This window comes from Segatella sinensis (genome assembly GCF_040095255.1).
In the GTDB taxonomy this organism is placed as follows: domain Bacteria; phylum Bacteroidota; class Bacteroidia; order Bacteroidales; family Bacteroidaceae; genus Prevotella; species Prevotella sinensis.
Genome location: NZ_JBBNGE010000051.1, coordinates 1 through 23514 on the forward strand (window position 1 = coordinate 1; position 23514 = coordinate 23514).

Below are 23514 nucleotides of genomic sequence, written 5' to 3' on the forward strand. Positions count from 1 at the left end.
GGAATATGTACAATAAAAGAATTTTGGTCGTTTTACAAGTAAATTCTCACGAAACCCTATAGGTTGCGGATTTGAGGATTAAAACAAAAGCAATGAATATAATTAAAACAGATATTGAAGGCGTTCTCATTATAGAGCCACGCCTCTTCCGTGATGCTCGTGGCTACTTCTTCGAGAGTTTCAGCGAGCGAGAGTTTGAAGAGAAGGTAACTCCTATTTTAGGTCACTGTGTTCACTTCTGCCAAGACAACGAGTCTATGAGCAGCTATGGCGTAATGCGAGGCTTGCACTTCCAGCGCCCACCTTATACTCAGAGCAAGCTGGTACGCTGCGTAAAGGGTAGAGTACTTGATGTAGCAGTAGATATTCGCAAGGGATCGCCAACCTATGGCAAGCATGTGGCAGTAGAACTGACAGAAGACAATCATCGTCAGTTCTTCATTCCAAAGGGCTTTGCCCATGGATTCGCCGTTCTTTCAGAAACAGCAGTTTTCCAATACAAGTGTGATAACTTCTATCATCCAGAGGCAGATGGAGGTATCAGCATCCTCGATGATACTCTTGGTATTGATTGGAAGATCCCAACAGAGCATGCCAATCTCTCAGATAAAGATACGAAGCATGCCATGCTGAAGGACTTTGATAGTCCATTCGATATCGACGTGGATTTATACTAATCATACGTTGTTCTTGTTAAGTATTGACTATGCTGTGATGGAGAAGTCAAATGAAATCTATACCTTGCCAGCTGAGTTCGGCTGGAGCGACTTAGGAAGCTGGGGTAGCCTCCGTACCTTGCTTCCACAGGATGAGGCTGGCAATGCCAAGGTAGGCAAGGACATCCGCTTGTATGAATGCAGGCACTGCGTGGTTTATACCTGACATGATTTTTGAGAGAAATCTATTGAAGGTTAAATTGCTTGTAATTACAGATACCAGTAAATTAGATTCATAATTTTTGCAACATTTAAAGTTAGAAGACAAAATGCCAGAATTACTTTATAAGTATCGTTCTTTAGAGAACTTGGAGAGGTTTTTGGATATAATAATAGACAAGAAACTTTATGGTGCTCTTTATAATGAAATGAATGACCCTATGGAAGGTTATTTTCAATACTCTCCAAGAGTGGATAAAAGTACAGTTAGTAACATTTTGAATGGTAAGGGGAAGCGATATATTTGTTCTTTGTCTCGAAAACCAAACATCGGTTTGATGTGGACTCATTATGCAGATGAAAATCAGGGATGTTGTTTGGAAGTTGAAGTAACTTCTAAATCATGGGAAAGATTAGATATTGACTATAGTGAACAGATTCCTGTTTTAACTGACAATATGACTGTTCAAGATGTACTCAAAGTAAAGGCTAAAATGTGGGAATACGAACAGGAAGTAAGATATCTTAGTAGACAATATTCTCCAAAAGCAAATCGTCCAAAGTTGTCTGTTAGAATTAATAAAATTATATTCGGATATAAGGTGAAAAACAATCAATATAATCATTTAAAGAAAGTTGTTTTAGCTTTAAATTCGAAAATAAAGATTGAAAAAATGAAAAAGGATGAGCTAGATTATGGCTTTAAATGGCATAAGTAAAATATTCTAAACTCTTATTGTTACTTTCGAATTGATAATTGTTTGAATGTAACATATTAATAAATTATATAATAATCGTTTCGTTTAAAGTTGGACATTACACCAATCATAATATGGCAACACAAAGAAAAGATTTTTCAGAAAAAGAGATAGATGCAGTTTGGGAAAAAGCTGCGAAACAGCCAAATAATAATCCGGATGTTTTTCGAAAGGATTATGCTGGTGCTTGGATAAGGCGTGAGGATTATGGCAAACGTAATAAGCCTTATGGATGGGAAATAGACCATCTAAAGCCTTTGACTAAAGATGGAACCCATGATTTGGATAACTTGTATCCTGTTCATTGGAGAAACAATGAATCTAAAGGTGATGATTATCCTCGTTGGAAAACAGTTTTAAGCTCGGAAGAAAATAAGAATGTAGAATCAGAAAAAAGATGGAAGGTAGATGAATAGCATTGGTATTCTTTATACATTAAGGAATTCTTCTGAACCAAGTAAAATTAATGTTTCAGCAGAATTACATGTTAATTATTGGAAAGTGCCCGTTCGAAATGGTGCCTATAAAAGGTTTCTCGATTTTGGCATTTTTATTAATGATGTTGCAAGAGAAGTAAGTTCTGTAAGTTTTTATTTTCCTTTTAAGGTTGCGGCTCAATCTTTGAAAGATCTAGGTGAAAGCTTATCTAAAAGTGAGTTGCTATGTACCCTGTTTAATAACGACTATGTTGTTCGCAATATTAATGGGTCACCTAGTTATTTTTGTATTTCACCGTCTTCTAATTCAGAAAAAGCGCATCCTTTTTGGTTGTATGTTCTTGGTGAAAACAATTTCAAGGTTTCAGATATTAAGCCAAATGGTTCTATCGTAAATGTGCAGATATTATCAACTCCCAAGAAAAATGGTGGCATTCAACCTGCTTCAAATGAGAAAAAGCCTAAGAGAAATTTATATTTCCGCTTCCGAGTAGAAGATATACCAGAGAATAGTATCTTTTATGAAGAAAATATATCAAATGATTTTTTACAAAGTGCATTCTCTAAGACGGAAATGATAGATTTCCGTATCAATGAAGTAAGGGAAATGAATCCAAAAGCTTATGAGGAGATAACAAAGGACAAGACATTTTTGCCTTTTAGTAAAATTCATTTCTTTTTTGTTGGTTCTTCCGAGGATGAGCAAATTGCAGGAAATACCGATTATAAAGATTGTAGGCTATTAAACTATGATAGGTGGCAAGCTTATATAGGAGATAACTATGATAGTACAAGAAAATTGATAGCCTATCATTGGTGTTGGAAAGGTGATACTAATGCCCAAACAAGAGATAGATATAGTATTTTTATAAAGACTGTATATAAGTCTATCAAATGGAAAACGATATTAAAATATTGTAGCGTAGTGTTTGGTTTAAGTCTTGTTTCTGCAATTGTGTGGGATGCGATAAAGGCTTTTCCATGTTTTATAAATTGGATTGTTGAACTCTGTAAGTAAACAGTATGTTTAATCAAACATTAGATAATTATAGACGAATAACGTCACCCCGTTTCAACGACATCAGTATTCTGCGAGTATCTGCGATGTTAATGGTTGTGTTCTATCATTGCCTTTGTCCATATTCTATATGGGATGGAACTGATTTTTATATAGGCTTTCATGTTCCAATTTGGGATGTAGTGGATGGAATGCTGTTACAGATTCACTTGCCGATTTTCTTCTTGATAAGTGGATACCTATATGGTTATAAACGAAATCTGGGGGGGGTATAGTGACAATGTGAAATTTGTGAAGGATAAGATACTGAGAGTACTAGTTCCTTATGCTATAGTAGGATTGTTCCTTTGCTTATTACAAGATAGAGATATTTCACAAATGCTGAATGGCATCAGTCATCTGTGGTTCTTGATGACCATATTTGAGTGTTATGTCTTAGGCATGTTGGTAGATACTGTATTGAAGATGCAAGAACGAAAGGTACAGATAGTAATGGGGGGATTGGTACTATTTATAGTTCTAATACCTTATAGAATTCCAGTGATGCAATTTCTTTGCCTATCCAACATCATCAAATACTTCCCCTTTTACATGTTAGGTATGTTGGCAAGCAAAATGAATTTTAGGAAGTATACGAAGTATAAGGCAAAAACACTAGTATTGATAATAATACTATTATTGTTTTTTGCGCTGCAACAAGTATATATCAAGAAAACTCCGATAACTATGTTGTTAGGAGTCTCTATCGTATCCTTCATATTCATTTATGCTAGATGTCTGAATATACCTAAGCTTCCTTCATGGGTGACAAGCTTGGACAAGTGCAGTATGGGCATCTATATAGTACATCATATAGTGATACAAGAGATGAATCCTTGCTTCCCTTTTCATGAATTGGCAGTGAATTATTGTTATGCATATCCAATCTTTCAATTCTTTATTGTCACTGGTGTAAGTTGGCTTTTTGTGGCAGTTTGTCAAAATTTAAAATATTCAAAGTATATATTAGGATAAAATTAAATGAATGAATCAAATAACAAGCGAATAGCGAAGAATACGCTTCTTCTTTATGTCCGTATGCTTTTTATGATGGTTATCGGCTTATATACAAGCCGCGTCATTTTGGATAAGTTGGGAGAAGTAGATTTTGGTATCTATAATGTAGTCGGTGGGTTTGTCACGATGTTCACCATTATCAGCGGTGCCATGACTACAGCTACCCAGAGATTCTTGTCTTTTGAGATAGGAAAGGGAGAGAAAGGCAATGTGAAGAGTATTTTCAGTACGATGATATACATTCACTTGTTCTTGGCATTGATAATCTTGATAGTGGGAGAACTTATAGGAGTGTGGTTCTTGAATACACACATGAACTTTCCGTCTGATAGGTATGATGCAGCCAACTGGGTATTTCAGCTATCTTTATTCGTGTTTATGTTGAATGTCATCAACGTTCCTTATAATGGGGCATTGATAGCATACGAGAAGATGTCGGCGTTTGCCTATTTTAGCATATTCGATGCCATTTTCAAGTTGGCTATTTGCTATGTCATAACCATGACACCATTTGACAAACTGATAGTCTATGCAATTTTGATGGCACTCATTCAAACAGTACTCCTTGCCATGTACTTCTTTTATTGCAGAGTTAAGTTTAAAGAGTGTAGGTTTACAGGAAAGTTTAATAAGGAGTATGGCAAGAATGTTGGATCATTTGTTGGTTGGAACTTAATAGGTTCTCTTGCAGGTGTAGCTAAGGAACAAGGCGTGAATGTCGTGTTGAATATGTTCTTTGGACCTGCTGTCAATGCTGCTCGTGGTGTTGCCTACCAAGTGCTCAGCAAACTGAATGGATTTGTTTCTAATTTCCAGATGGCAATGAATCCTCAAATCATTAAGAATTATGCGGCAGGGGAGAGAGAAAATATGTACAAGTTGGTATTTAGAGGTGCAAAGTTGTCTTATTTACTGCTGTTGACTTTGTCACTCCCTGTAATCATTGAGGCTCCTTTGATTTTAGGTGTTTGGTTGAAAGAAGTTCCTGATTATACCGTAGTGTTTTTGCGAATTGCTATTTTCACTGCGATGCTCAATACTTTGTCAAATCCATTAGTTGTGTCAATGCATGCTTCAGGAAAAGTTAGAAACTATCAAATTGTTGTTGGTGGTTTGTCTTTGCTTACCTTACCATTTGTCTATGTTGTGCTGAAGTTGGGGGCAAGTCCATATTGGGCAATGATTATAGCTTTTATTGTAGAATTTGTTTGCCATTTTGCAAGACAATACATGCTAACAAAAAGTATCGGATTCCCTATGTGGAAGTTTTCAAAGAATGTTACGTTTCGGGTATATTTGATTACCGCTATATCAATGGTGCTTCCTGTATTAGCTAATCAAAGTATTAGTATTACTTTCTGGCGTTTTTTATGTGTATGTGTCTTATCTTTGTTGTCTACGATAGGGTTTGGCTACTTTTTAGGATTTAATACCGATGATAGGTTATTGATTAAAGAGAATGTCGTTTCTGTCATTCAGAAAAAAATATTAAAAAAGAAAGTTTGATGAATAACATAAGTAAAATCCACGATTGCTATGGCTGTGGCGTATGCGTCACGGCATGTGGACGAAAAATCATAGAGATAGGTCTGAATGAAAATGGCTTTTATGAGCCACATTTCACAGACGAGAGTAGATGCACGGAATGTGGTATCTGTACCGAAGTATGTGCGTATCTGCATGATAAATTGTCGCTCACGGAGAAAGAGATACATCCATACGCTGCTTGGAGCAAAGACCATTTGGTGAGAAGAAAATGCTCATCAGGAGGTGCTGGCTTTGAGATAGGCAAGTATCTCTTGGGGCAAGGTTATAAGGTTTGTGGTGTGCGCTATGATGCGGAGAAGAACAGAGCCGAACATTATATTGCTACCAATGTGGAGGAATTGATTCCAAGCGCTGGTAGCAAGTATATCCAGAGCTATACGGTGGATGGATTTAAGGCCATCAATCGCAAGGAAAAATACTTGGTGACAGGCACCCCGTGCCAGATTGACTCCTTCCGCAGATATATCAAGAAGTTCCGCTGCGAGGACAATTTTGTTTTGCTCGACTTCTTCTGCCATGGAGTACCTTCTATGTTGGTATGGAAAAAATATACAGAATGGGCCGAGACGCAAGTGGGTAAGATAACTTATGCTTCTTGGCGTAACAAATGGACGGGCTGGCATGACTCTTGGGCAATGGGAATTGATGGTGAGAAACATGGCGAGAAGATAAATTGGCATGACTCTTACGATATGTTAATAAGGGAAAAAAAAAGTTATATAGAAAGCCGATTGTCACAAGGTGATATGTTCTATCAGCTTTTCCTTGGTGACTGTTGTCTAGGAAAGCAGTGCTATGAGCATTGCAAATACAAGTACGACCAGTCTTCCGCTGACATTCGTATCGGTGATCTTTGGGGAAATACTTACAAGGATGATGAAGATGGAGTGAGTGGTGCTGTTGCTTTTACCAAGAAAGGTGATGAACTGCTGAAAAAATGCAACTGTGAGTTGGTTACACATACATTAGATGCAGTTACAGAATTTCAGATGAAAAAAAATCCTCAAATGCCAGCTTATTATAATCGTCTCATGAGAAAGTTGAATTCTCCTAAAGTCAAAATTGGTGATGTACGAGGTATTATATCATCACTGCAATGGCAAGAAAGACAAAAACATCGCTTAAAACATCCATTAAAAAGTATAACAAACCTATTTAAAAGAATTTGATATGCAAATAAAAACAATAACATGCCATGATGTAAACAATTATGGCGCATCGCTTCAGGCTTACGCTTTGCAATGCTTTTTACAAAGAAATGGTTATGAGGTTGAAATCATAGACTATCTTCCTATATATAAAAGCGATAGACTTAACTTTTTTGAGTACAATCGTACATCAGGGAAACTTTTTACGATATTGAAGTATGTTCCTTTCCTTAAGCCATTGGTAGGACTTTATGATCATTTAAAAGTACCTGGGCATATTACAGATTACAAATTTATAGGAAGAAAGAAGCCTTTTAATTTGTTTAAGAGAAATCACCTTAAGTGTTCAAACTTGACATATCGAACATTAGAAGATTTACAAAAAAATCTCCCGCTTGCTGATGTGTATATTGCGGGAAGCGATCAAATATGGAACTCTGTAGGTTTTAATGGACGTGATTCTTCCTATTATTGTGCATTTGCGCCTAAGAACACCAAATGTATTTCTTACGCAGCATCATTTGGGGCTTCGTATATTCCCCAAGACCAAAGTGAATTTGTATCAAAACAATTATCAAGGTTTTATGCAATTTCTACAAGAGAACGTTCTGGGGTTGAAATTGTAGAAAAATTAGGTTATAATGCAACAGAGGTCTTGGATCCAGTTTTTTTGTTGGATAAGGATGACTGGGAAAGGCTATGCTCGGATGAGCATAAGAAGGAAAAATATATTCTTGTATATGATTTGGATATGAATCATCCTGGTGTTAAACAATTATGCTTGGGGTTAGCCAAAAAGAATAATTGGAAAATATATTCAATTAATGACTTCCGAGAATGTCCTTATGCAGACTATAACATAAACAATGCCGGTCCGATTGAGTTTATTGAGTGGATTAGAGATGCTCAATACGTAGTTTGTACATCTTTTCATGGTACAGCTTTTAGTATCTTTTTCCACAAGCAATTTTATACATTTCCATTATATCATGGAAAGAATCATGCTCGTATGGTTGATTTTCTACATAAAATGAATTTGGACAATCATTTTGTAAAAGAACAAATAGAATTATCAAATTTAAAGGCAATAGATTTTGAGATTGTAGATAAATTGCTTGCTTATTACAGACAAAATTCAAAGCAATGGCTATTAACAAAGTTGAAAGATTTAGCAGACAGTCATGAGTAAACGTATAATAATTCTATTTTCATTTTTTGTTTTTTGGCTATTTTTCTTTCCAACAAACAATGTGATACCCAATGTGACATATAACGGATGGGTAAAGAATCTGATGATTATTTTTATGTTCTTGTATTTTGGAAATGATATATCTCGCTATTTCAGTAAGCGTTATCGTTGGCTGAATTTATCCGTGTTGGCCTATGCTATAATTTGTGTGATTTCCATATTGTTGAATGCTGATTCTATATCGTATTATACGACAACCCGATTAAGTGATGGAGTTATCGCAACTTTTGAAGGTGTCCAATCAACAAAATCGACCATTTATTTTTCCTTATCAACAATTGTACTCTTGCTATTTGTAGAGAGACTAACTCTCGAAAATCAGGTGAATCTATTCATTGATTATTTTTGGAAAATGCTATTTTTGTTATGGATTTGGGTTAATGTCGATGCTATTACTCATGTTGTTGTAAATGAAAAAATTGGAGGCTATATTATAGGAAATAAATTCCATGTGTGTTATTATAATTTGCTAACATGTACATTGTATTATTATCGGCATATGGGTCTAACTAAGATAAAAGAGAAAGCGGCTTTGTTATTTCTAGTTATTGTAATGTTGACAAATAGTTTGCATACTCAATGCAGTACAATGGTGGTTGGCACAATGGCTTTCTTTTTTTTGGTATTTATATTGCCGAATAAATATTGGAATAAGCTATCAGCACCTTCACTCCTTGTTTCTTTATTGGTCATAGTAGATTTAGGATTTTTCTTCTTTACTACGTGGGTTTTGCAGTTTACAATAGTTCAGGATTTTATTATTAATGTACTGCATGAAGATTTAACGCTTACAGGAAGGTTGGGAATTTTTGAAAATATATCTAAGTCTTTTTCTACAAGTATGTGGTTAGGATTTGGTAATGGAAATTCTGGAGTGGTCAGCATGTTTTATACAGGTGTTCAGAATCCTCAGAATGGCTTGATGGAAGTTTTTCTAAATGTAGGTATTGTAGGCTGTATGGCATTCCTTTCTTGGTTGTATTTTGCAGCTAAAGAAATAACAGAAAGTGATAAGTATAAATATCCGCTTGTAGTATATATTCTTACGATGATAGTAATTTCAACCATAGAGGTTCCTTTTGATAAGACTTTTATGTTTGTAATGATTCTGTTGGCAGCAGGACAAAATAATTTAATGATAAACCAAAATGATTTGTATGGTAAGAAAAGTTCGTAAAATTTGCATCGTGTCTCCAGGGGTATTACCTATTCCTGATGTTTTGGGTGGGGCGGTCGAAAGACTGATTACAATGATAGTACAAACTAATGAAATAGAGCATTTATTTGATATTACTGTACTTTCATGTCCCAATAAGCAGGCTATTGTTTTTCAGAAAAACTTCAAGCACACGGAATTTGTGAATATTAGTAGTTATAATAGTGATTTCGTAATGAAATGGAGTAATAAAATCAAATGGCATTTAAACGCCTTGTTTGATAGAAATTTCATAATTTTAGATTATGTATCCTCTCCTGTAAATAGATATCTACGAAAGAATTCAGGAAAGTTTGATTTTATAGTTAGTGAGTGCTCCAATCCATCTTTTTGTAGTAGCATTTCTAAAAAAGTTGGAAGGGATAGATTGGCTGTTCACTTACATGGAAATTTAAAGTCATCCCAACGTCTTGAAACAGTATTTGGCAATGTCTTTTCGGTAAGTGATTTTATTAAGAATCAATATTCTGTAGGCTCTTCTTTACCAAAAGAACGACTCGTGACGATTTTCAATGGCATAGCAACAGAGAAATTTTCAAGAAGATTGTCGCTTTCTGATAGACGACAACTTCGCTCTCAATTAGGATTGTCAGAGGATGATTTTGTTTCTGTTTTTTGTGGAAGGATAGTCCCAAATAAAGGTGTCCTAGAGTTGATTCACGCTTTACTTTCAATAGATAATCCTAAAGTAAAATTAGTGATTTTAGGTTCTTCAAATTTTGGTTTAGGTGATTTTGGAGAATATCCAAGTATTGTGAAAAAACTGGCAGAAGAGAATAAGGATAGAATTGTTTTTACAGGATTTGTTAATAATGATGAAGTCTATAAGTATCATCAGATAGCAGACATCGGTGTTATGCCATCAATGCATAATGACCCATGTCCTCTTTCTTTGTTTGAACTGATAACTTCGGGTTTGCCTACAATCGCAACAAAAGCTGGAGGAATGCCAGAAATTGGCAATGACGAAACAACAATATTTGTATCCATGCAAAATATTGAAGCAGAGCTTAAAGAAGCTATGCTGAAATTGTACAAAGACTCTTCTTTGCGAGAAAAAATGCATCTCGCTGCTATTGAGAGAGCTAAGGATTTCACTCAGAAAAGGTTTTATAACGATTTCTGCAATTCCATAGATAGACTAATTGAACTTAATGAAAAAGTTTTTTGATAGGATGGTAAATATTTTTAGAGGGGCAAAAGGTAACATCGTGTCTTTTTTGCAAACGCTGTTTTACAATAGTGTATGTAAGGGATGGATTGAACTTTTTGGCAAACATGACAAGCGAACGATGAAATATAGTGTATCGTTATGTTTGATATTCAAAAACGAGGCTCCGTTCTTAAAGGAGTGGCTTGATTATCATCTGACGGTGGGAGTTGATCATTTTTATTTATACAATAACAATTCTGATGATGATTTCATGAGGGTGTTGAAACCTTATATTGATGGAAACATCGTTACCTTGATAGAATGGCCATACGATCATTCGCAATTTAAGGCTTACAAGCATTGTTATGAGAATTATCGCAACGAAACAAATTGGATTTCATTTTTGGATGCTGATGAATTCTTTGTACCAAAGAACGTAGATACAATTGGCGAGTGGTTAAAGGATTTTGATAAATATCCAGCCATAGTCATTCATTGGAAAATGTTTGGGACAGGCGGACAGTTGAAACATGATAGTTCTAAAAATGTAATAGAACAATATTTTACTTGTTGGGATCATTTTTATCATTTAGGAAAATGTTTTATTAATACTAGATATGATATAGCAGATTATAATATTTGGCATGTTCATCATCATACATATATGAGTTATCCTATATTCGGTATAAAAATGATATTGCCAGCTGTAAATCAGTTTGGATATATATGTCTTGTCAATCATAAGATATGGGGTGCTCCCCAAAATGGTTATGGTAAGGCAACTATGTTTTGTAATCATTATTATACTAAAGCATGGGATATATACAGTAAAAAAATGAAAAGAAGTGATGTCCTTTTCGTTGATGCTCCACGTTCAAAGATGAATCAATTTTTTAAGATGGAGAATAACTGTACATATAGAGATTATTTGATATCAAGATTCTATATAAAAATGAAAATTAAACAAGGTATCATAAAGATATGAAGAAGAATATTTTACAGAGAATCGAAAGAAAATTGTTCAGAAAGGTATTGGATAAGTCTGAGTGTAAAAACAATTTTATTTATGACTTCAACACGTATTTCGCAAATTGTTTAGATGGAAATAATGGGAAAGATCAAATCTTAAGCCATGTGATGTTATCTGTTCACCAATTGGAAAAAGGTATGTCTTTTACAAAGTCTGCACGAATTTTTGGTGAGGAAAAAGCTTTGTCCATAGTAAAGAACCTTCGTTCTTTTACCAAGAAATATGGTAATCATCAAATAGTTTCTTTGGCGACTAATGTTTTGGCGACTTATTTAAGCAATCCAAATTCAACAAAAAATGAGCAAAGCCGTAATATCATAGCTTCTTATATAGAGGAAAATAAGGTAATGTTGGGGCAATATACGATAGGTACCAAAGTTGTTAAAGAACCTCCGGCTTTCGATGAACAAAAAATAAATGAATTCTTCTTTAGCCGTAATAGTGTACGAGAGTTTTCTGATGAGCCTATTACTGATAAAGAAATAATGAAGGTTATGGAATTTGCATCTTGTACACCAACGGCATGTAATCGTCAGACTTCGAGAGTTCATGTCTATAGAGATAAGGCTTTGATGAATAAGCTTATAGAAAATCAGTTGGGAAACCAAAACTGGTGTGATAATGCGACTGCAATATTTGTTATAACTTCTAATGTAAGCTGTTTCAATTCAAGTTATGAGCATGTACAAGCTTTCGTGGATGGAGGTTTATATGCAATGAATTTTGAGTGGGGGCTTCATTTGTATCATATTGCTTCTTGCTATAAAATGTATGTAAGATTAGCAGAAGTAGATAAGGAGTTTCATGAAATTTCTGGAATACCAGATAATGAGTTCCCTATAGTACTGATTCTTGCTGGTCATTATAAAAAGGAGCCAATCATATCTCCTAAGTCTGCAAGATTACCAATAGAAAAAGGCTTGAATTTGTTTATCCATTGATTATGATTATTAGTTATTTATTCTCCTTACCCCAGAAAATCTTAAATAAAATCCATATGGGGGGGTAAGATGGTATTGGAAAAAGAAGCTTGGTGCAATGGGAAAACATTGGAATAAGGGAAAGTATGTTACAATACAAAATCCTCAATGTTTGTTCTTTAGAGATAATGTGAGCATTGGAAAGTATGCATATTTCATGCCTTGTTGCAAATTCTTAGGTACAGAATATCACCCAAAGATAACGATAGGTGAAGGTACATGGATTGGCATCAGAAATAGTTTTGCTGCTATTTATGGCATTACTATCGGCAGGAATGTTTTATTTGCTGGGTATGTTCATGTTACTGATCATAGTCATGGCTATGAGGATGTAACAAAACCTATTTCCAAGCAACCTTTGATTTCCAAAGGTCCTGTAGTGATAGAAGATAATTGTTGGCTGGGATTTAACAGTGAGATACTTTCTGGTGTCCATATCGGACGAAATTCAGTAGTTGCTGCACATGCTGTGGTTACGAAAGATGTGCCACCATATAGTATCGTTGCTGGAAATCCTGCAAAAATTGTAAAACAATATAATTTTGAAACTCATGAGTGGGAAAAATACAAAAAATAAGAAGTACGTTCTCATTTCAGGTTTGGATTTGAGAGACAATAATAGAGGTACTGCTGCTTTAGGTTATGGGTCTTTCTATTTTCTCAAAGAAAAGAACCTTCTCAACTATGATGACATCGTAGTGACGTTTAAGTATTACAACAATTTTTTAAAGAAGGAAAATACTACTTTGATTACCAGTTATGTAGAATGCAATGGTCATCAAGTACAATGCAAAAATGTACCTGTTTTTAGATTTGAAAAGAAATTGTTAGATAAGTTTGGAATTGTATTGCCATTTACGAGATTTGGCAGACTTCTCAAACGAATTAGATGGGTTGCGGCAATTAATGGAGGTGATGGCTTCTCGGACATATATAGTACTGCCACATTTTTCAGTAGATTGCATGAGACAAATATTGCAATGAAACGTAATATACCTGTTATCATCTTACCTCAAACAATTGGACCATTTAAGGAAGAGTCTAATAGGACTATTGCCAATCGTATATTGCAATATGCTACCCGAATTTATGTTCGTGATGATAAGTTCATTAAAGAATTGAATAGTATGGGGCTTAAATATGAGATGACAAAGGATTTGTCTGCTTATATGAAACCTCAATCATTTGATATAGATATTAAGCCGAATGCAGTTGGCTTGAATGTAAGCGGATTGACCTATAGCAATACTTTCCGTACCCTGTCTGGACAATTCGCTTCATATCCATATTTGGTTAAAGCCATCATTCGCTATTTTCAGTCTCTTAATGTCCCTATCTATCTGATTCCCCATTCTTATAATTATAATCATCCTGAGGAGTCGAATGATGATTTAGTGGCAATTAAGGATTTGTATGCAAAATTAGAAGACAGGACCAACGTCCATGTTATTGACCGTGATATGATTTCTCCTCAAGTAAAATATGTCATTTCGCGAATGTCCTTCTTCATAGGCACACGTATGCATGCTAATTTTGCTGCGATTTATACTAAGGTTCCGTTGTTTGGGTTAGCTTATAGTTATAAGTTTCAAGGTGCTTTTGAAGCCAGTGGTATATTTGATAGTACGGCAATGATAAATAATATTACGGAAAAAGAGTGTGATGCTATTGTAAAAAAAATAGCAGGAAAGTACAAAAAAACGCTTAAATAGAAAATATGAAACCAAGAATTTTAGCATTTTATCTTCCTCAGTTTCATCCATTTAAAGAAAATGATGAATGGTGGGGAAAGGGATTTACAGAGTGGACAAATGTAGGTAAGGCTAAGCCTTTATTTAAGGGACACAATCAGCCTCGTGTTCCAACAGAATTGGGTTATTACGACCTTCGTTTGCCTATCGTTCGTGAACAGCAGGCGCAGATGGCAAGAGAAGCTGGTGTGGAAGGCTTCTGCTATTGGCATTATTGGTTCGGTAATGGCAAGCGATTGATTGCAGATATTTTTGATGAAGTTTTGGAGTCGGGTAAACCAGATTTCCCATTCTGTTTAGGTTGGGCTAACCATAGTTGGTATGCAAAAAACTGGAATAGTGATGGAACTTCTACCAATAAGTTGTTGATAGAACAAACTTATCCAGGCATGGAGGATGAGATGATGCACTTTGCTTTCCTGTTAAAGGCATTTAAGGATAAAAGGTATATCAAGGTGAATGGTGCTCCGCTGCTTTACATCTTTGCTCCTAAGGATGTTCCACAAGAGTATCTGGATAATTTCCGTAAATGGACGAAAGAAGCAGGATTCCCTGATTTGTATTTAGTAGCTAATATCCCTCATCCTAGTATAACTAAGGAGGCTATGTTAGCAAAAGGTTTCAATGCTGTTAGCTATCAGCGATTAGGTGGCATTACGAATAATGCACTTAAAAAAATGGGGCGTGCTGGTCGTGGTATCCAACGTATGTGGTTGAATGTGAAAGGCTTTATAACACATCGTCCTCCATTTATGACTGATTATAAGAAGTATCTTCCATTCTTGGTAACAGAAGAGGACAAGTCTAGAGATGTTATTCCTTGTATTATTCCTCAGTGGGATCATACGCCAAGAAGTGGATGGAATGGCACGTTCTTCGTCAATGTGAAGCCTGAGTATTTTTATGAAAATGCAAAGCATGCCTTAGAGGCTATAAAAAATAAGCCGGAACAGGAACAGTTGGTTTTCTTGAAGTCTTGGAATGAATGGGGTGAAGGTAATATGATGGAGCCAGATTTGACTTATGGTAGAGGGTTTATAGATGCCTTACGTAAGGCTGTTGATGAAGAAAAGTAGAGTGTTCTGTATGATATCTAAATGATTCTTGATTTTATTTTTATTGGCTGGATTATTTTAAATAATATGAGCAAAGATATACAGGTAATAATCATGGCCGGTGGCGTGGGTAGCAGCTTCTGCCCAATGACAATCCCCGATTACCCAAAGCAGTTCATTGATGTGATGGGTGTGGGCAGTTCCCTCTTACAGTTAACAGTAGATAGATTGAAGCCAATCTGTCCTGTTGAGAACATGTGGGTCGTGACAAACGAGAAATACATCAGCATTGTCAAGGAGCAAATTCCTGGCATGCCTATTGATAATATCCTTGCAGAGCCGGAGGCTCGCAATACCGCTCCATGTATTGCTTATGCCTGCTGGAAGATCCAGAAGAAGCATCCCGATGCCAACATCGTGGTGACACCATCCGATGCCCTCGTCATTAATACCTCGGAGTATCAGCGAGTGCTCAGCAAGGCATTGAGCTATACCTCCGATAAGAACGCCATCGTTACCATCGGTATCAAGCCAAGCCGCCCGGAAACAGGCTATGGCTATATCGCAGCTTCAGAACCGACATCGGTAGCTGAAATCTACAAGGTAGAGGCATTCAAGGAAAAGCCAAACCTGGAGACAGCCGAGCAATACCTTGCCGCTGGCAATTACTATTGGAATGCCGGCATCTTCGTATGGAATATTGATACCATCAGCAAGGCTATCCGCACTTTCCAACCCAATCTTGCAAGCATCATGGATGAGATGGCTCCTTCTTTCTATACCGAACAGGAGAAAGAGGTGGTAGGTAAGCTCTTCCCAACCTGCGAGAAGATAAGCATTGACTATGCCGTAATGGAGAAGTCGAAGGATATCTTTTCGCTGCCAGCCGAGTTTGGCTGGAGTGACTTAGGTAGCTGGGGCAGCCTCCGTACCTTGCTCCCACAAGATGAGGATGGCAATGCCAAGGTAGGCAAGGACATTCGTCTGTATGAATGCAAGAACTGCGTGGTTCATGCAGCCGATGAAAGCAAGGTGGTAGTTCAAGGCCTGGATGGCTATATCGTAGCCGAGAAGAATGGACAACTGCTTGTCTGCTCATTGAAAGAGGAGCAGAGAATTAAGGAGTTTGGAAAGTAATAATCATGCTGAACCTTTCTTTTAAAAGTTGTACTTTCAGATGATATGGAAGAATAATTAATATAAAAATTTTACGTAATGAAGAAAATAGTATTTCTTTCAACAATGGCTTTTGAGGCTAACGTCTCTATCATAAAAAGACTGCGTCAACATTATGAAGTTTATTATATAGGTATGTTTAATAATGGAAAATGTAGTTTAGGTATATTAGATTTGAAAAGTGATATTACTTCTGCAAGGAAACTTAAAGAATTTGCCCCATTTCGTGATTATATAGATATAGAGAAATCTTATATTGTGAGACATCCTGAAGGTTTGACATTGAAGAAGTTTTCTGTTGATTTAAAAGTGTTCAATCTCGTAAAAAGAATCAAACCAGATGTTATATTGACAGATGCAGCTAATGTTTGCATGTTGTTGCCTCGATTAGCTTTTCGGAAACATGTTATATCTCTTGTGCATGATCCATTTCCTCATTCAGGAGAGGATACCTTTGTAAGGGTCTTAGCAAATAAGTTACTGGTAAAATTTAGTAGCCGTTATGTGCTGTTTAATCAGGTACAAAAGCAGGAATTTATCAATAGGTATAAAGTAAATCCTGCCTTTGTATTTTGTACATATCTCAGTACTTATGAGCATCTGAAGGTTTATGATAAGTTGAAGGTAGAGAAAAATGATAAATTGATCAATATTCTTTTTTATGGAAGAATTTCTCCTTATAAGGGAATAGAATACCTACTGAAAGCAATTCGTTCTTTTTATCAAAATGGAAATAATGGCATAGAGGTTACTGTTGCTGGTAAAGGTAATTTTGATTTTGATATTTCAGAATTCGAAAGATTACCATATGTTCATATTAAAAATACCTTTATTGAATCTTCTGATTTAATTAAAATGATTAAAGAATCTTCGGCTGTTATTTGTCCATATACAGATGCCACACAGAGTGGAGTGGTCATGACCGCATATGCTTTTAGGAAGCCCGTTATAGCAACTAATGTTGGAGGATTGCCAGAGATGTTGAATAATGGAGAACTTGGTATTCTTATACCTCCAAAGAATGTAAAAGCGATAGAAGATGCCTTTGTAAAAATAAAAGAAAATCCATCTTTATTGTCTGATTATTCTGATAAAATCCAACAAGTCTATGAAAATGGTAATAAAAGTTGGAAAAATGCTGTTTCTCTATTGAGGAATGCTATAGAAAGTCTTTAGTTATAAGTTTTATGACAAAGTAAAATAGTTAAAACAATATGAATAATAAGCAAAAAATCACTCAATTGAGAGAGGTAATTAATTCCTCTCTCAATAAACTTATTGGGAAAAAGTGTATCTTGCTTGATGCACCATATTATCACAATATAGGCGATGTTCTTATATGGACTGGGGAACAATGTTATTTGTCGGACAATCATATCGAATGTCTCTATACGTCATCGTATGAAACATGTATATTCCCTAAGATTGACAAGGATGTTACTGTATTGTTTAATGGAGGTGGAAACTTAGGTGATATATATCATGAACATATGGATTTCCTGCTTTCCGTGGTGCGTCATTATCCTGACAACAGAATTATTGTACTTCCTCAGACCATATATTATAAAGATTCTTCTTTGGAAATGGAGGATTTCAAGTTGTTGTTAAGCCATAAAGATTTATATATCTGTTGTAGAGATCGGGTAGTTTATCAGCATGTGAAGGATACCTTTGGCTCTCATGCCTTGATGTTGCCAGATATGGCATTTTGTATATCTTCATCACGTTTGGAAACTTATAAAAAAGCTGTTATCAAGGATAAACTGATAATTGACCGTGAGGATTGTGAGAAGGGAGAATCAGCTATCAGTAAGGATGGAGATGTATCAGATTGGCCAGTCTTCATGCATTCTTTTAGAAAAACAACTTTTATCAACAAGATTTTCAAGCACGTAGCTGATGCTAAGTTGCCTTTGTTGTCGTCATTGTCTAATAAGTTGTGGAATTGGTATGCCCCTCGCTTCTTTAATGAATTGATGATAAAAGAAGGTGTAGAATTTATTTCCCCTTATCGACATGTTGAGACTGCACGCCTACATGGATGTATCCTTTCTATCCTTCTAGATAAGCAAATTACATTAGTCAATAATTCGTATGGTAAAAACAAGAATTATTATGATTCTTGGTTGTCGGATTTGGAAACAATTCAATTAAAATCATAGTATTATGTTGTTGTCTCTGATTTTGCCTGTTTATAATGTCGAGGCGTATTTGGGTAGATGCATTGAAAGTTGCCTTAATCAGGATTTACCAAAATCTGAATATGAAATCATAGTCGTGATTGATGGTTCACCTGACAACTCAATTGATGTAGCTAAACGTTATCAGGAAAAGAATAAAAACATCAAGATTGTTACTCGTGAGAATGGAGGATTGAGTGCCGCTCGAAATACTGGGTTGCAAGAAGCTAGTGGTGATTATGTGTGGTTTATTGATTCTGACGATGCTATCACTGAAAATTCTTTAAAAGGCATCTATGAAGAAATGACGCGTCATAGTCTTGAAGTACTATGGTTGAAGTGGCACAATATGAACGAGTTCCAGGAACGGGTTCCTTTGTATGATTGTACGTTATGTAAAGAGGACTATAGTGTTCAGAATGGATTGGATTTTATGTGTTCTGTCATGGGAATCTATTATTTTGCATGGTCTTTTGTTTTTAAAAGAGATTTCTTGAATCAGAATGGTTTCTTGTTTAAGGAAGGTCTTTTTTATGAAGATACGGAGTTTGCGTATCATGTGTTGCCACTTGTTAAACGCATTAAGTTGTATCACAAAGATTGCTACACGTATAGTATTAGACAGGGAAGTATTGCACAAACGATTTCAAGTAAGAAAATTGATGACTTGCTTTCGATAGTAAATACGGCTAAAACGATGGATGCCAAGTACCCCGGATTGATATGTTTCAGAAGATCAGCTTCTAATATTTTGGTGACAGTTTTGAACCAATCTTTGGCTATCGGATATAAAAAAGGCATAAAGCAGGTTAAATATATCTTGAAGTCATTTTTGCATCATGATTTATCTGTAGTAGGAAGTGGTCCAAATCGCTTGTTGATTAAATGTTATAATCATGGTGGCTTCGCTTTGATGAAGGCTCTTTCGTGTGGCTTTTGCTATATTAAGAAGGTTCGAAATTATTACAGAAATGTTAGGCTGAGTGCGATTCGGGGGGGGCAAAAACTAACCCTTGTTCCTTCTTATCTTTATGATAAACTTCTTGCTTTTTTTTATAAAGGAGCAATGAAGTATTGTGGCAAACATGTATATATTCGTCCGTCAAGTTCTGACTTCAAAGGTCTTTGTAATCTAAGTGTAGGTGATTATACTAGCATACCTAAAGGAAGTGTTTTCTATTGTACAGAGGCACCTTTGATTATTGGCAAGAAAGTTATCTTTGGTCCTCATCCTACAATTATTACTGGTGATCATCGTATAGATGTTATTGGTAAATACATCATGGATTCCAATGACAAATTGCCAGAGAACGATGCCGCTGTTGTTATAGAAGACGACGTTTGGACAGGTGCTAATGTTACTATATTAAAAGGCGTAACGATAGGAAGAGGTTCTGTTGTTGCTGCAGGGGCTGTGGTTACTAAATCATGTCCTCCATATTCAATCATTGCCGGTGTTCCTGCAAAAGTATTGAAAATGAGATTTACCCCTACAGAAATAGTAGAACATGAAAAATTGCTACGATAATTAGAAATAAGTATTGGTTATGAAGAAAAAAATTAAAGCAATCTTCGGATTGATTGTAGCTTTTCCGCAAATGTTGATATTCATATGTTGTTGTCGGGGGGGGGCAAAATCAAAAAAGATTTAATTCATTGGAAAAGTGTATATCGCCTTGAAAATATTAATGATGTATGGGCATTTTGTTATTTAATGATGTCTTATCCTGAACTGAGAAGCATTTTCTATTGGCGGTTAGGAAAATTAGCTAAGTTTATTTTCTTTTGGCTGCCAGGGCGTACTAATTTGTTTCTTTTTACAGATTCTAAGAATGTTGAAGGAGGTTTCTTTGTGGTTCACGGATGGGGAACAGTCGTTAACGCTAGTTATATTGGCGTGAATTTCTGTGTTGGTCAAAATGTTACAATTGGTAGTAGAAATTGTAAAGAACCAAATATAGGAAATAATGTTTCAATATGGACTAATGCAATAGTATTAGGAGATATTGACATCGGCAATAATTGCCAAATTGGAGCTGGGGCTGTTGTAGTAAAGAGTTTGCCCCATAATTGTGTAGTGGTGCCTTCAAAATCATTAATTATTCGACAAAACGGAGAGAAATGTAATCTCTCTCTCTAATGCTCAATAAGTCTTATTTTCTATTTATTTTTATTTGTCATAATCCTCTCAAAAGCATATGAACTGAAGGTGATAATGACTCTAAAACTCGTACAAATACGAATATTTTTGATTTTCTAAATTGATTTTTAATTTTTACTGTATGAAGTATAAAACAAATGTATTAGTTATAGCTACATCTCGTAAAACTCGTGGTGGTATAACTTCTGTAGTGAAGGCATATGAGAATAGTCCATTGTGGGATAAATTCCATTGTAAATGGATTGAAACTCATAGGGATGGAGGGGCTTTTACCAAACTGTCATATCTCTTGAAAGGCTTTTTGCAGTTTCTATTAAGTGTGCCTTTCTACGATATTATTCATATTCACACAAGTGAGCCGCCTTCGGCTTTGCGTAAGGTGTTGTTTATGGCAGTATCGAAAATGCTGGGGAAGAAAGTCATAGTTCATTTCCATTCTTTCTCTGTAGATACAACTATCAAGAGTAAGTATCAGAACGTGTATCGCTATCTTTTTGGTAAGGCTGATGTTGTCTTGGTTCTGTCAAAGTATTGGCAGGATGAACTATGTCGAACTTTCGGGTTTAAAGATAATAAAGTTAAAGTGCTTTATAATCCTTGTACGACAGAAGTTTCTTCAAAAGTTTATCCGAAAAGAAAACAGATTTTATATGCTGGTACAGTAAATGCACGCAAGGGCTATGCTGATATGATCAAGGCTTTTGCCCAGATTGCAGATAGATATCCTGAATGGAGCATCGTATTTGCAGGAAATGGCGAAATCGAAGAAGGCAAGGCTTTGGCTTCACAACTAGGTATTGTCAAGCAGACAGTTTTCTTAGGTTGGGTGAGAGGAGAGGAAAAAGACAAAGCTTTCAAGGAGGCTTCCGTCTTCTGTCTTCCTAGTTATGCTGAGGGCTTCCCTATGGGAGTACTTGACGCTTGGGCTTACGGGCTGCCTGTGATTACTACTCCAGTTGGTGGCATACCTGATATAGCAATAGACGGAAAGAACTGCTTGTTGTTTAATCCTGGTGATGTAGATGTTCTTGCCAAGCAGATGGATAAGATGATGTCTTCAGAGGAATTAAGAAAGCTCGTTGCTTCAGAATCTAATGAGTTGGCTAAAGGAATTTTCTCAGTAGAGAAGGTGACAGAAAGGTTGGAAAACATCTATCAAGATCTATAGCATTTCAGGTTAGGAAAATTAGATGCTATTACAGATCTTTTCCCAGACCTTATCATTTAGCATGAAGTAGGGGATAGCTTTCCTGCTATCCTCTGCAAAATAGAAAAGCAGATGTTTGATGCCTGGGGCATCTGAATATTCATAGGCTTCCATTTTCACAATGTTGATGCTTTGCGACTGAAGAGCCGCAAGGAGTTGCTGACGTTGCTTTTACGTAAGCTGCTTATACTTCGTTTATAGTATTAATATCGTATGTCATAACCGTTGTTTCTTGTTCATGAAATGATGGGATTCTGATGGAACCTGCTGTTTATGGCTGCGAAGATAACAAAATTATTTCAAATACAGTTATGTTTCGACTAAAAACATTAACAATTTTGGGTAGTAAGGCGGAATTGGCCTCATTACCAGAGGGCAAATTGCTCATAAACACAGTAAATGCTCATTCTTTTAACACCGCAAAGAAGGATCAGCTCTTTGCTGATGCCCTGACAAATGGCGATGTGTTGATTCCGGATGGTGTGAGCATTGTAAAGGCGTGCAAGTGGATCAAGGCAAAGAGCCAGCCGAAGGAAAGAATAGCTGGTTGGGACTTGTTTTTCTTCGAGATGAACAAGCTGGAGAAGAAGGGTGGTACAGTGATGTTTATGGGTAGTTCGCAGAAGGTGCTCGACCTGATTGTGAAGCGTGCTGCCGTGGAGTATCCTCACCTGAAGGTGGTGATTTATTCGCCTCCGTATAAGCCTGAGTTCTCGGATGAGGACAACAAGGCTATCATTGATGCCATCAATGCTGCCAACCCTGATCTGCTCTGGATTGGTATGACGGCGCCTAAGCAGGAGAAGTGGACGTACTCTCATTGGAATGAGTTGAACATCCATTGTCACGTGGGTACCATCGGTGCCGTCTTTGACTTCTTCGCTGGTACCGTAGAACGTGCACCTATCTGGTGGCAGGAGCATGGTCTGGAATGGCTCTATAGATTGATGAAGGAGCCTAAGCGTATGTGGAGAAGATATATCATCGGTAATAGCTTATTCCTCTGGAATATGGTGAAAGAGGCATAGGGGTTCGAAAACCTACCCGTCCTTCCTTACCCTTAAAGAAGGGTGTTCTAAAATCATCCCGTCCTTCTTTACCATTAAAGAAGGCTCCACCTCTCATCTCGGTCTTCTCCCCTCAGGGAAGAAGAGGGAAACCGCCCTCCGGTGCTCGGAACCGCTACGCTATAAGGTTGGCGGACCAATCAAAGGTCTCGCCAGGTTTTGCGGGCTGGGACCGCCTGGGAAAAGCAGTTTATAGTTTACAGTTGATTTTGTAGTAATTTGCTGATAACTTGCAGATTTCTTGTGATTTTCTTGGTGGTTTCGAAGAAACGGTAAAGTGGTATCAAAAAAACTCCCCATCTGTTTTCAGATGAGGAGCATTTTCTAGAGATGGAAGTCGATTTCCTTCAGCCATTCCTTGACATTAAAGCAAGGACAGCTCTTGCGAACCCAGGGGAGGTCGCGATGACCTAGGATCTCGGCATCGGGATAGTCGAGGGCGAGACTGT

Annotated in this window: 23 protein-coding genes and 1 pseudogene; all 24 read left to right on the top strand. The window is 36.4% G+C overall.

Translation table 11 applies throughout. The annotated features are described in order from the left end of the window. The first annotated feature begins 92 nt into the window (after window positions 1–92). Window positions 93–677, top strand: coding sequence for a dTDP-4-dehydrorhamnose 3,5-epimerase (rfbC, locus tag AAAT87_RS12300; RefSeq protein ID WP_349226563.1), 585 nt, complete (start codon window positions 93–95; stop codon window positions 675–677). 16 nt (window positions 678–693) lie between these two features. Then, window positions 694–879: pseudogene (locus AAAT87_RS12305) on the top strand (mannose-1-phosphate guanylyltransferase); the annotation flags it as partial. A gap of 106 nt (window positions 880–985) precedes the next feature. Beyond that, window positions 986–1594, top strand: coding sequence for a hypothetical protein (locus AAAT87_RS12310; protein WP_349226564.1), 609 nt, complete (start codon window positions 986–988; stop codon window positions 1592–1594). Between the two features lie 113 nt (window positions 1595–1707). Then, window positions 1708–2049: an HNH endonuclease signature motif containing protein gene (locus AAAT87_RS12315; RefSeq protein WP_349226565.1), complete on the top strand. Its 342-nt coding sequence runs from the start codon at window positions 1708–1710 to the stop codon at window positions 2047–2049. Then, on the top strand, window positions 2042–3088 hold the full coding sequence (locus AAAT87_RS12320; RefSeq protein WP_349226566.1) for a hypothetical protein: 1047 nt from the start codon (window positions 2042–2044) through the stop codon (window positions 3086–3088). The genes AAAT87_RS12315 and AAAT87_RS12320 overlap by 8 nt, the downstream gene beginning before the upstream one ends. 5 nt (window positions 3089–3093) lie before the next feature. Then, a complete protein-coding gene (locus AAAT87_RS15565) occupies window positions 3094–3363 on the top strand; it encodes an acyltransferase family protein (protein ID WP_412458974.1) in 270 nt (89 codons plus the stop codon). After that, window positions 3332–4102, top strand: a complete 771-nt coding sequence (locus tag AAAT87_RS15570) for an acyltransferase family protein (protein WP_412458975.1) — start codon at window positions 3332–3334, stop codon at window positions 4100–4102. Before AAAT87_RS15565 ends, AAAT87_RS15570 begins: the two co-directional genes overlap by 32 nt. A gap of 6 nt (window positions 4103–4108) precedes the next feature. Beyond that, complete coding sequence (locus tag AAAT87_RS12325) at window positions 4109–5650, top strand: MATE family efflux transporter (RefSeq protein ID WP_349226567.1); 1542 nt, start codon at window positions 4109–4111, stop codon at window positions 5648–5650. After that, entirely contained in the window at window positions 5650–6861 is a 1212-nt protein-coding gene (locus tag AAAT87_RS12330; protein ID WP_349226568.1) for a Coenzyme F420 hydrogenase/dehydrogenase, beta subunit C-terminal domain, read from the top strand. Before AAAT87_RS12325 ends, AAAT87_RS12330 begins: the two co-directional genes overlap by 1 nt. A gap of 1 nt (window position 6862) precedes the next feature. Next, complete coding sequence (locus AAAT87_RS12335; RefSeq protein WP_349226569.1) at window positions 6863–8029, top strand: polysaccharide pyruvyl transferase family protein; 1167 nt, start codon at window positions 6863–6865, stop codon at window positions 8027–8029. Further along, the gene (locus AAAT87_RS12340) at window positions 8022–9266 is read left to right on the top strand and encodes an O-antigen ligase family protein (protein ID WP_349226570.1); all 1245 of its coding nucleotides are present in this window, start codon (window positions 8022–8024) and stop codon (window positions 9264–9266) included. Before AAAT87_RS12335 ends, AAAT87_RS12340 begins: the two co-directional genes overlap by 8 nt. Beyond that, a complete protein-coding gene (locus AAAT87_RS12345; RefSeq protein ID WP_349226571.1) occupies window positions 9247–10476 on the top strand; it encodes a glycosyltransferase family 4 protein in 1230 nt (409 codons plus the stop codon). Before AAAT87_RS12340 ends, AAAT87_RS12345 begins: the two co-directional genes overlap by 20 nt. Beyond that, window positions 10460–11443 (top strand): glycosyltransferase family 92 protein, encoded by a 984-nt coding sequence (locus tag AAAT87_RS12350; RefSeq protein WP_349226572.1) that lies wholly within the window; start codon window positions 10460–10462, stop codon window positions 11441–11443. The genes AAAT87_RS12345 and AAAT87_RS12350 overlap by 17 nt, the downstream gene beginning before the upstream one ends. After that, window positions 11440–12429, top strand: a complete 990-nt coding sequence (locus tag AAAT87_RS12355; protein ID WP_349226573.1) for a nitroreductase family protein — start codon at window positions 11440–11442, stop codon at window positions 12427–12429. The genes AAAT87_RS12350 and AAAT87_RS12355 overlap by 4 nt, the downstream gene beginning before the upstream one ends. 97 nt (window positions 12430–12526) lie before the next feature. Continuing rightward, window positions 12527–13045 (top strand): acyltransferase, encoded by a 519-nt coding sequence (locus tag AAAT87_RS12360; protein ID WP_349226574.1) that lies wholly within the window; start codon window positions 12527–12529, stop codon window positions 13043–13045. Continuing rightward, entirely contained in the window at window positions 13020–14180 is a 1161-nt protein-coding gene (locus tag AAAT87_RS12365) for a polysaccharide pyruvyl transferase family protein (RefSeq protein ID WP_349226575.1), read from the top strand. The genes AAAT87_RS12360 and AAAT87_RS12365 overlap by 26 nt, the downstream gene beginning before the upstream one ends. 5 nt (window positions 14181–14185) lie before the next feature. Then, window positions 14186–15295: a glycosyltransferase WbsX family protein gene (locus tag AAAT87_RS12370; RefSeq protein ID WP_349226576.1), complete on the top strand. Its 1110-nt coding sequence runs from the start codon at window positions 14186–14188 to the stop codon at window positions 15293–15295. 66 nt (window positions 15296–15361) lie between these two features. Further along, window positions 15362–16411 carry a mannose-1-phosphate guanylyltransferase gene (locus tag AAAT87_RS12375; RefSeq protein WP_349226577.1) on the top strand — a complete coding sequence of 350 codons (1050 nt, stop codon included), beginning with the start codon at window positions 15362–15364 and terminating at the stop codon, window positions 16409–16411. Window positions 16412–16489: 78 nt separating this feature from the next. Then, window positions 16490–17626, top strand: coding sequence for a glycosyltransferase family 4 protein (locus tag AAAT87_RS12380; RefSeq protein WP_349226578.1), 1137 nt, complete (start codon window positions 16490–16492; stop codon window positions 17624–17626). Window positions 17627–17664: 38 nt separating this feature from the next. Beyond that, complete coding sequence (locus tag AAAT87_RS12385) at window positions 17665–18612, top strand: polysaccharide pyruvyl transferase family protein (RefSeq protein WP_349226579.1); 948 nt, start codon at window positions 17665–17667, stop codon at window positions 18610–18612. A gap of 4 nt (window positions 18613–18616) precedes the next feature. Further along, window positions 18617–20158 (top strand): glycosyltransferase, encoded by a 1542-nt coding sequence (locus AAAT87_RS12390; RefSeq protein WP_349226580.1) that lies wholly within the window; start codon window positions 18617–18619, stop codon window positions 20156–20158. Window positions 20159–20242: 84 nt separating this feature from the next. After that, window positions 20243–20770, top strand: coding sequence for an LbetaH domain-containing protein (locus AAAT87_RS12395; protein ID WP_349226581.1), 528 nt, complete (start codon window positions 20243–20245; stop codon window positions 20768–20770). Window positions 20771–20912: 142 nt separating this feature from the next. Next, a complete protein-coding gene (locus AAAT87_RS12400; protein ID WP_349226582.1) occupies window positions 20913–21959 on the top strand; it encodes a glycosyltransferase family 4 protein in 1047 nt (348 codons plus the stop codon). Between the two features lie 350 nt (window positions 21960–22309). Beyond that, on the top strand, window positions 22310–23026 hold the full coding sequence (locus AAAT87_RS12405) for a WecB/TagA/CpsF family glycosyltransferase (RefSeq protein WP_349226583.1): 717 nt from the start codon (window positions 22310–22312) through the stop codon (window positions 23024–23026). The last annotated feature ends 488 nt before the right edge of the window (window positions 23027–23514 follow it).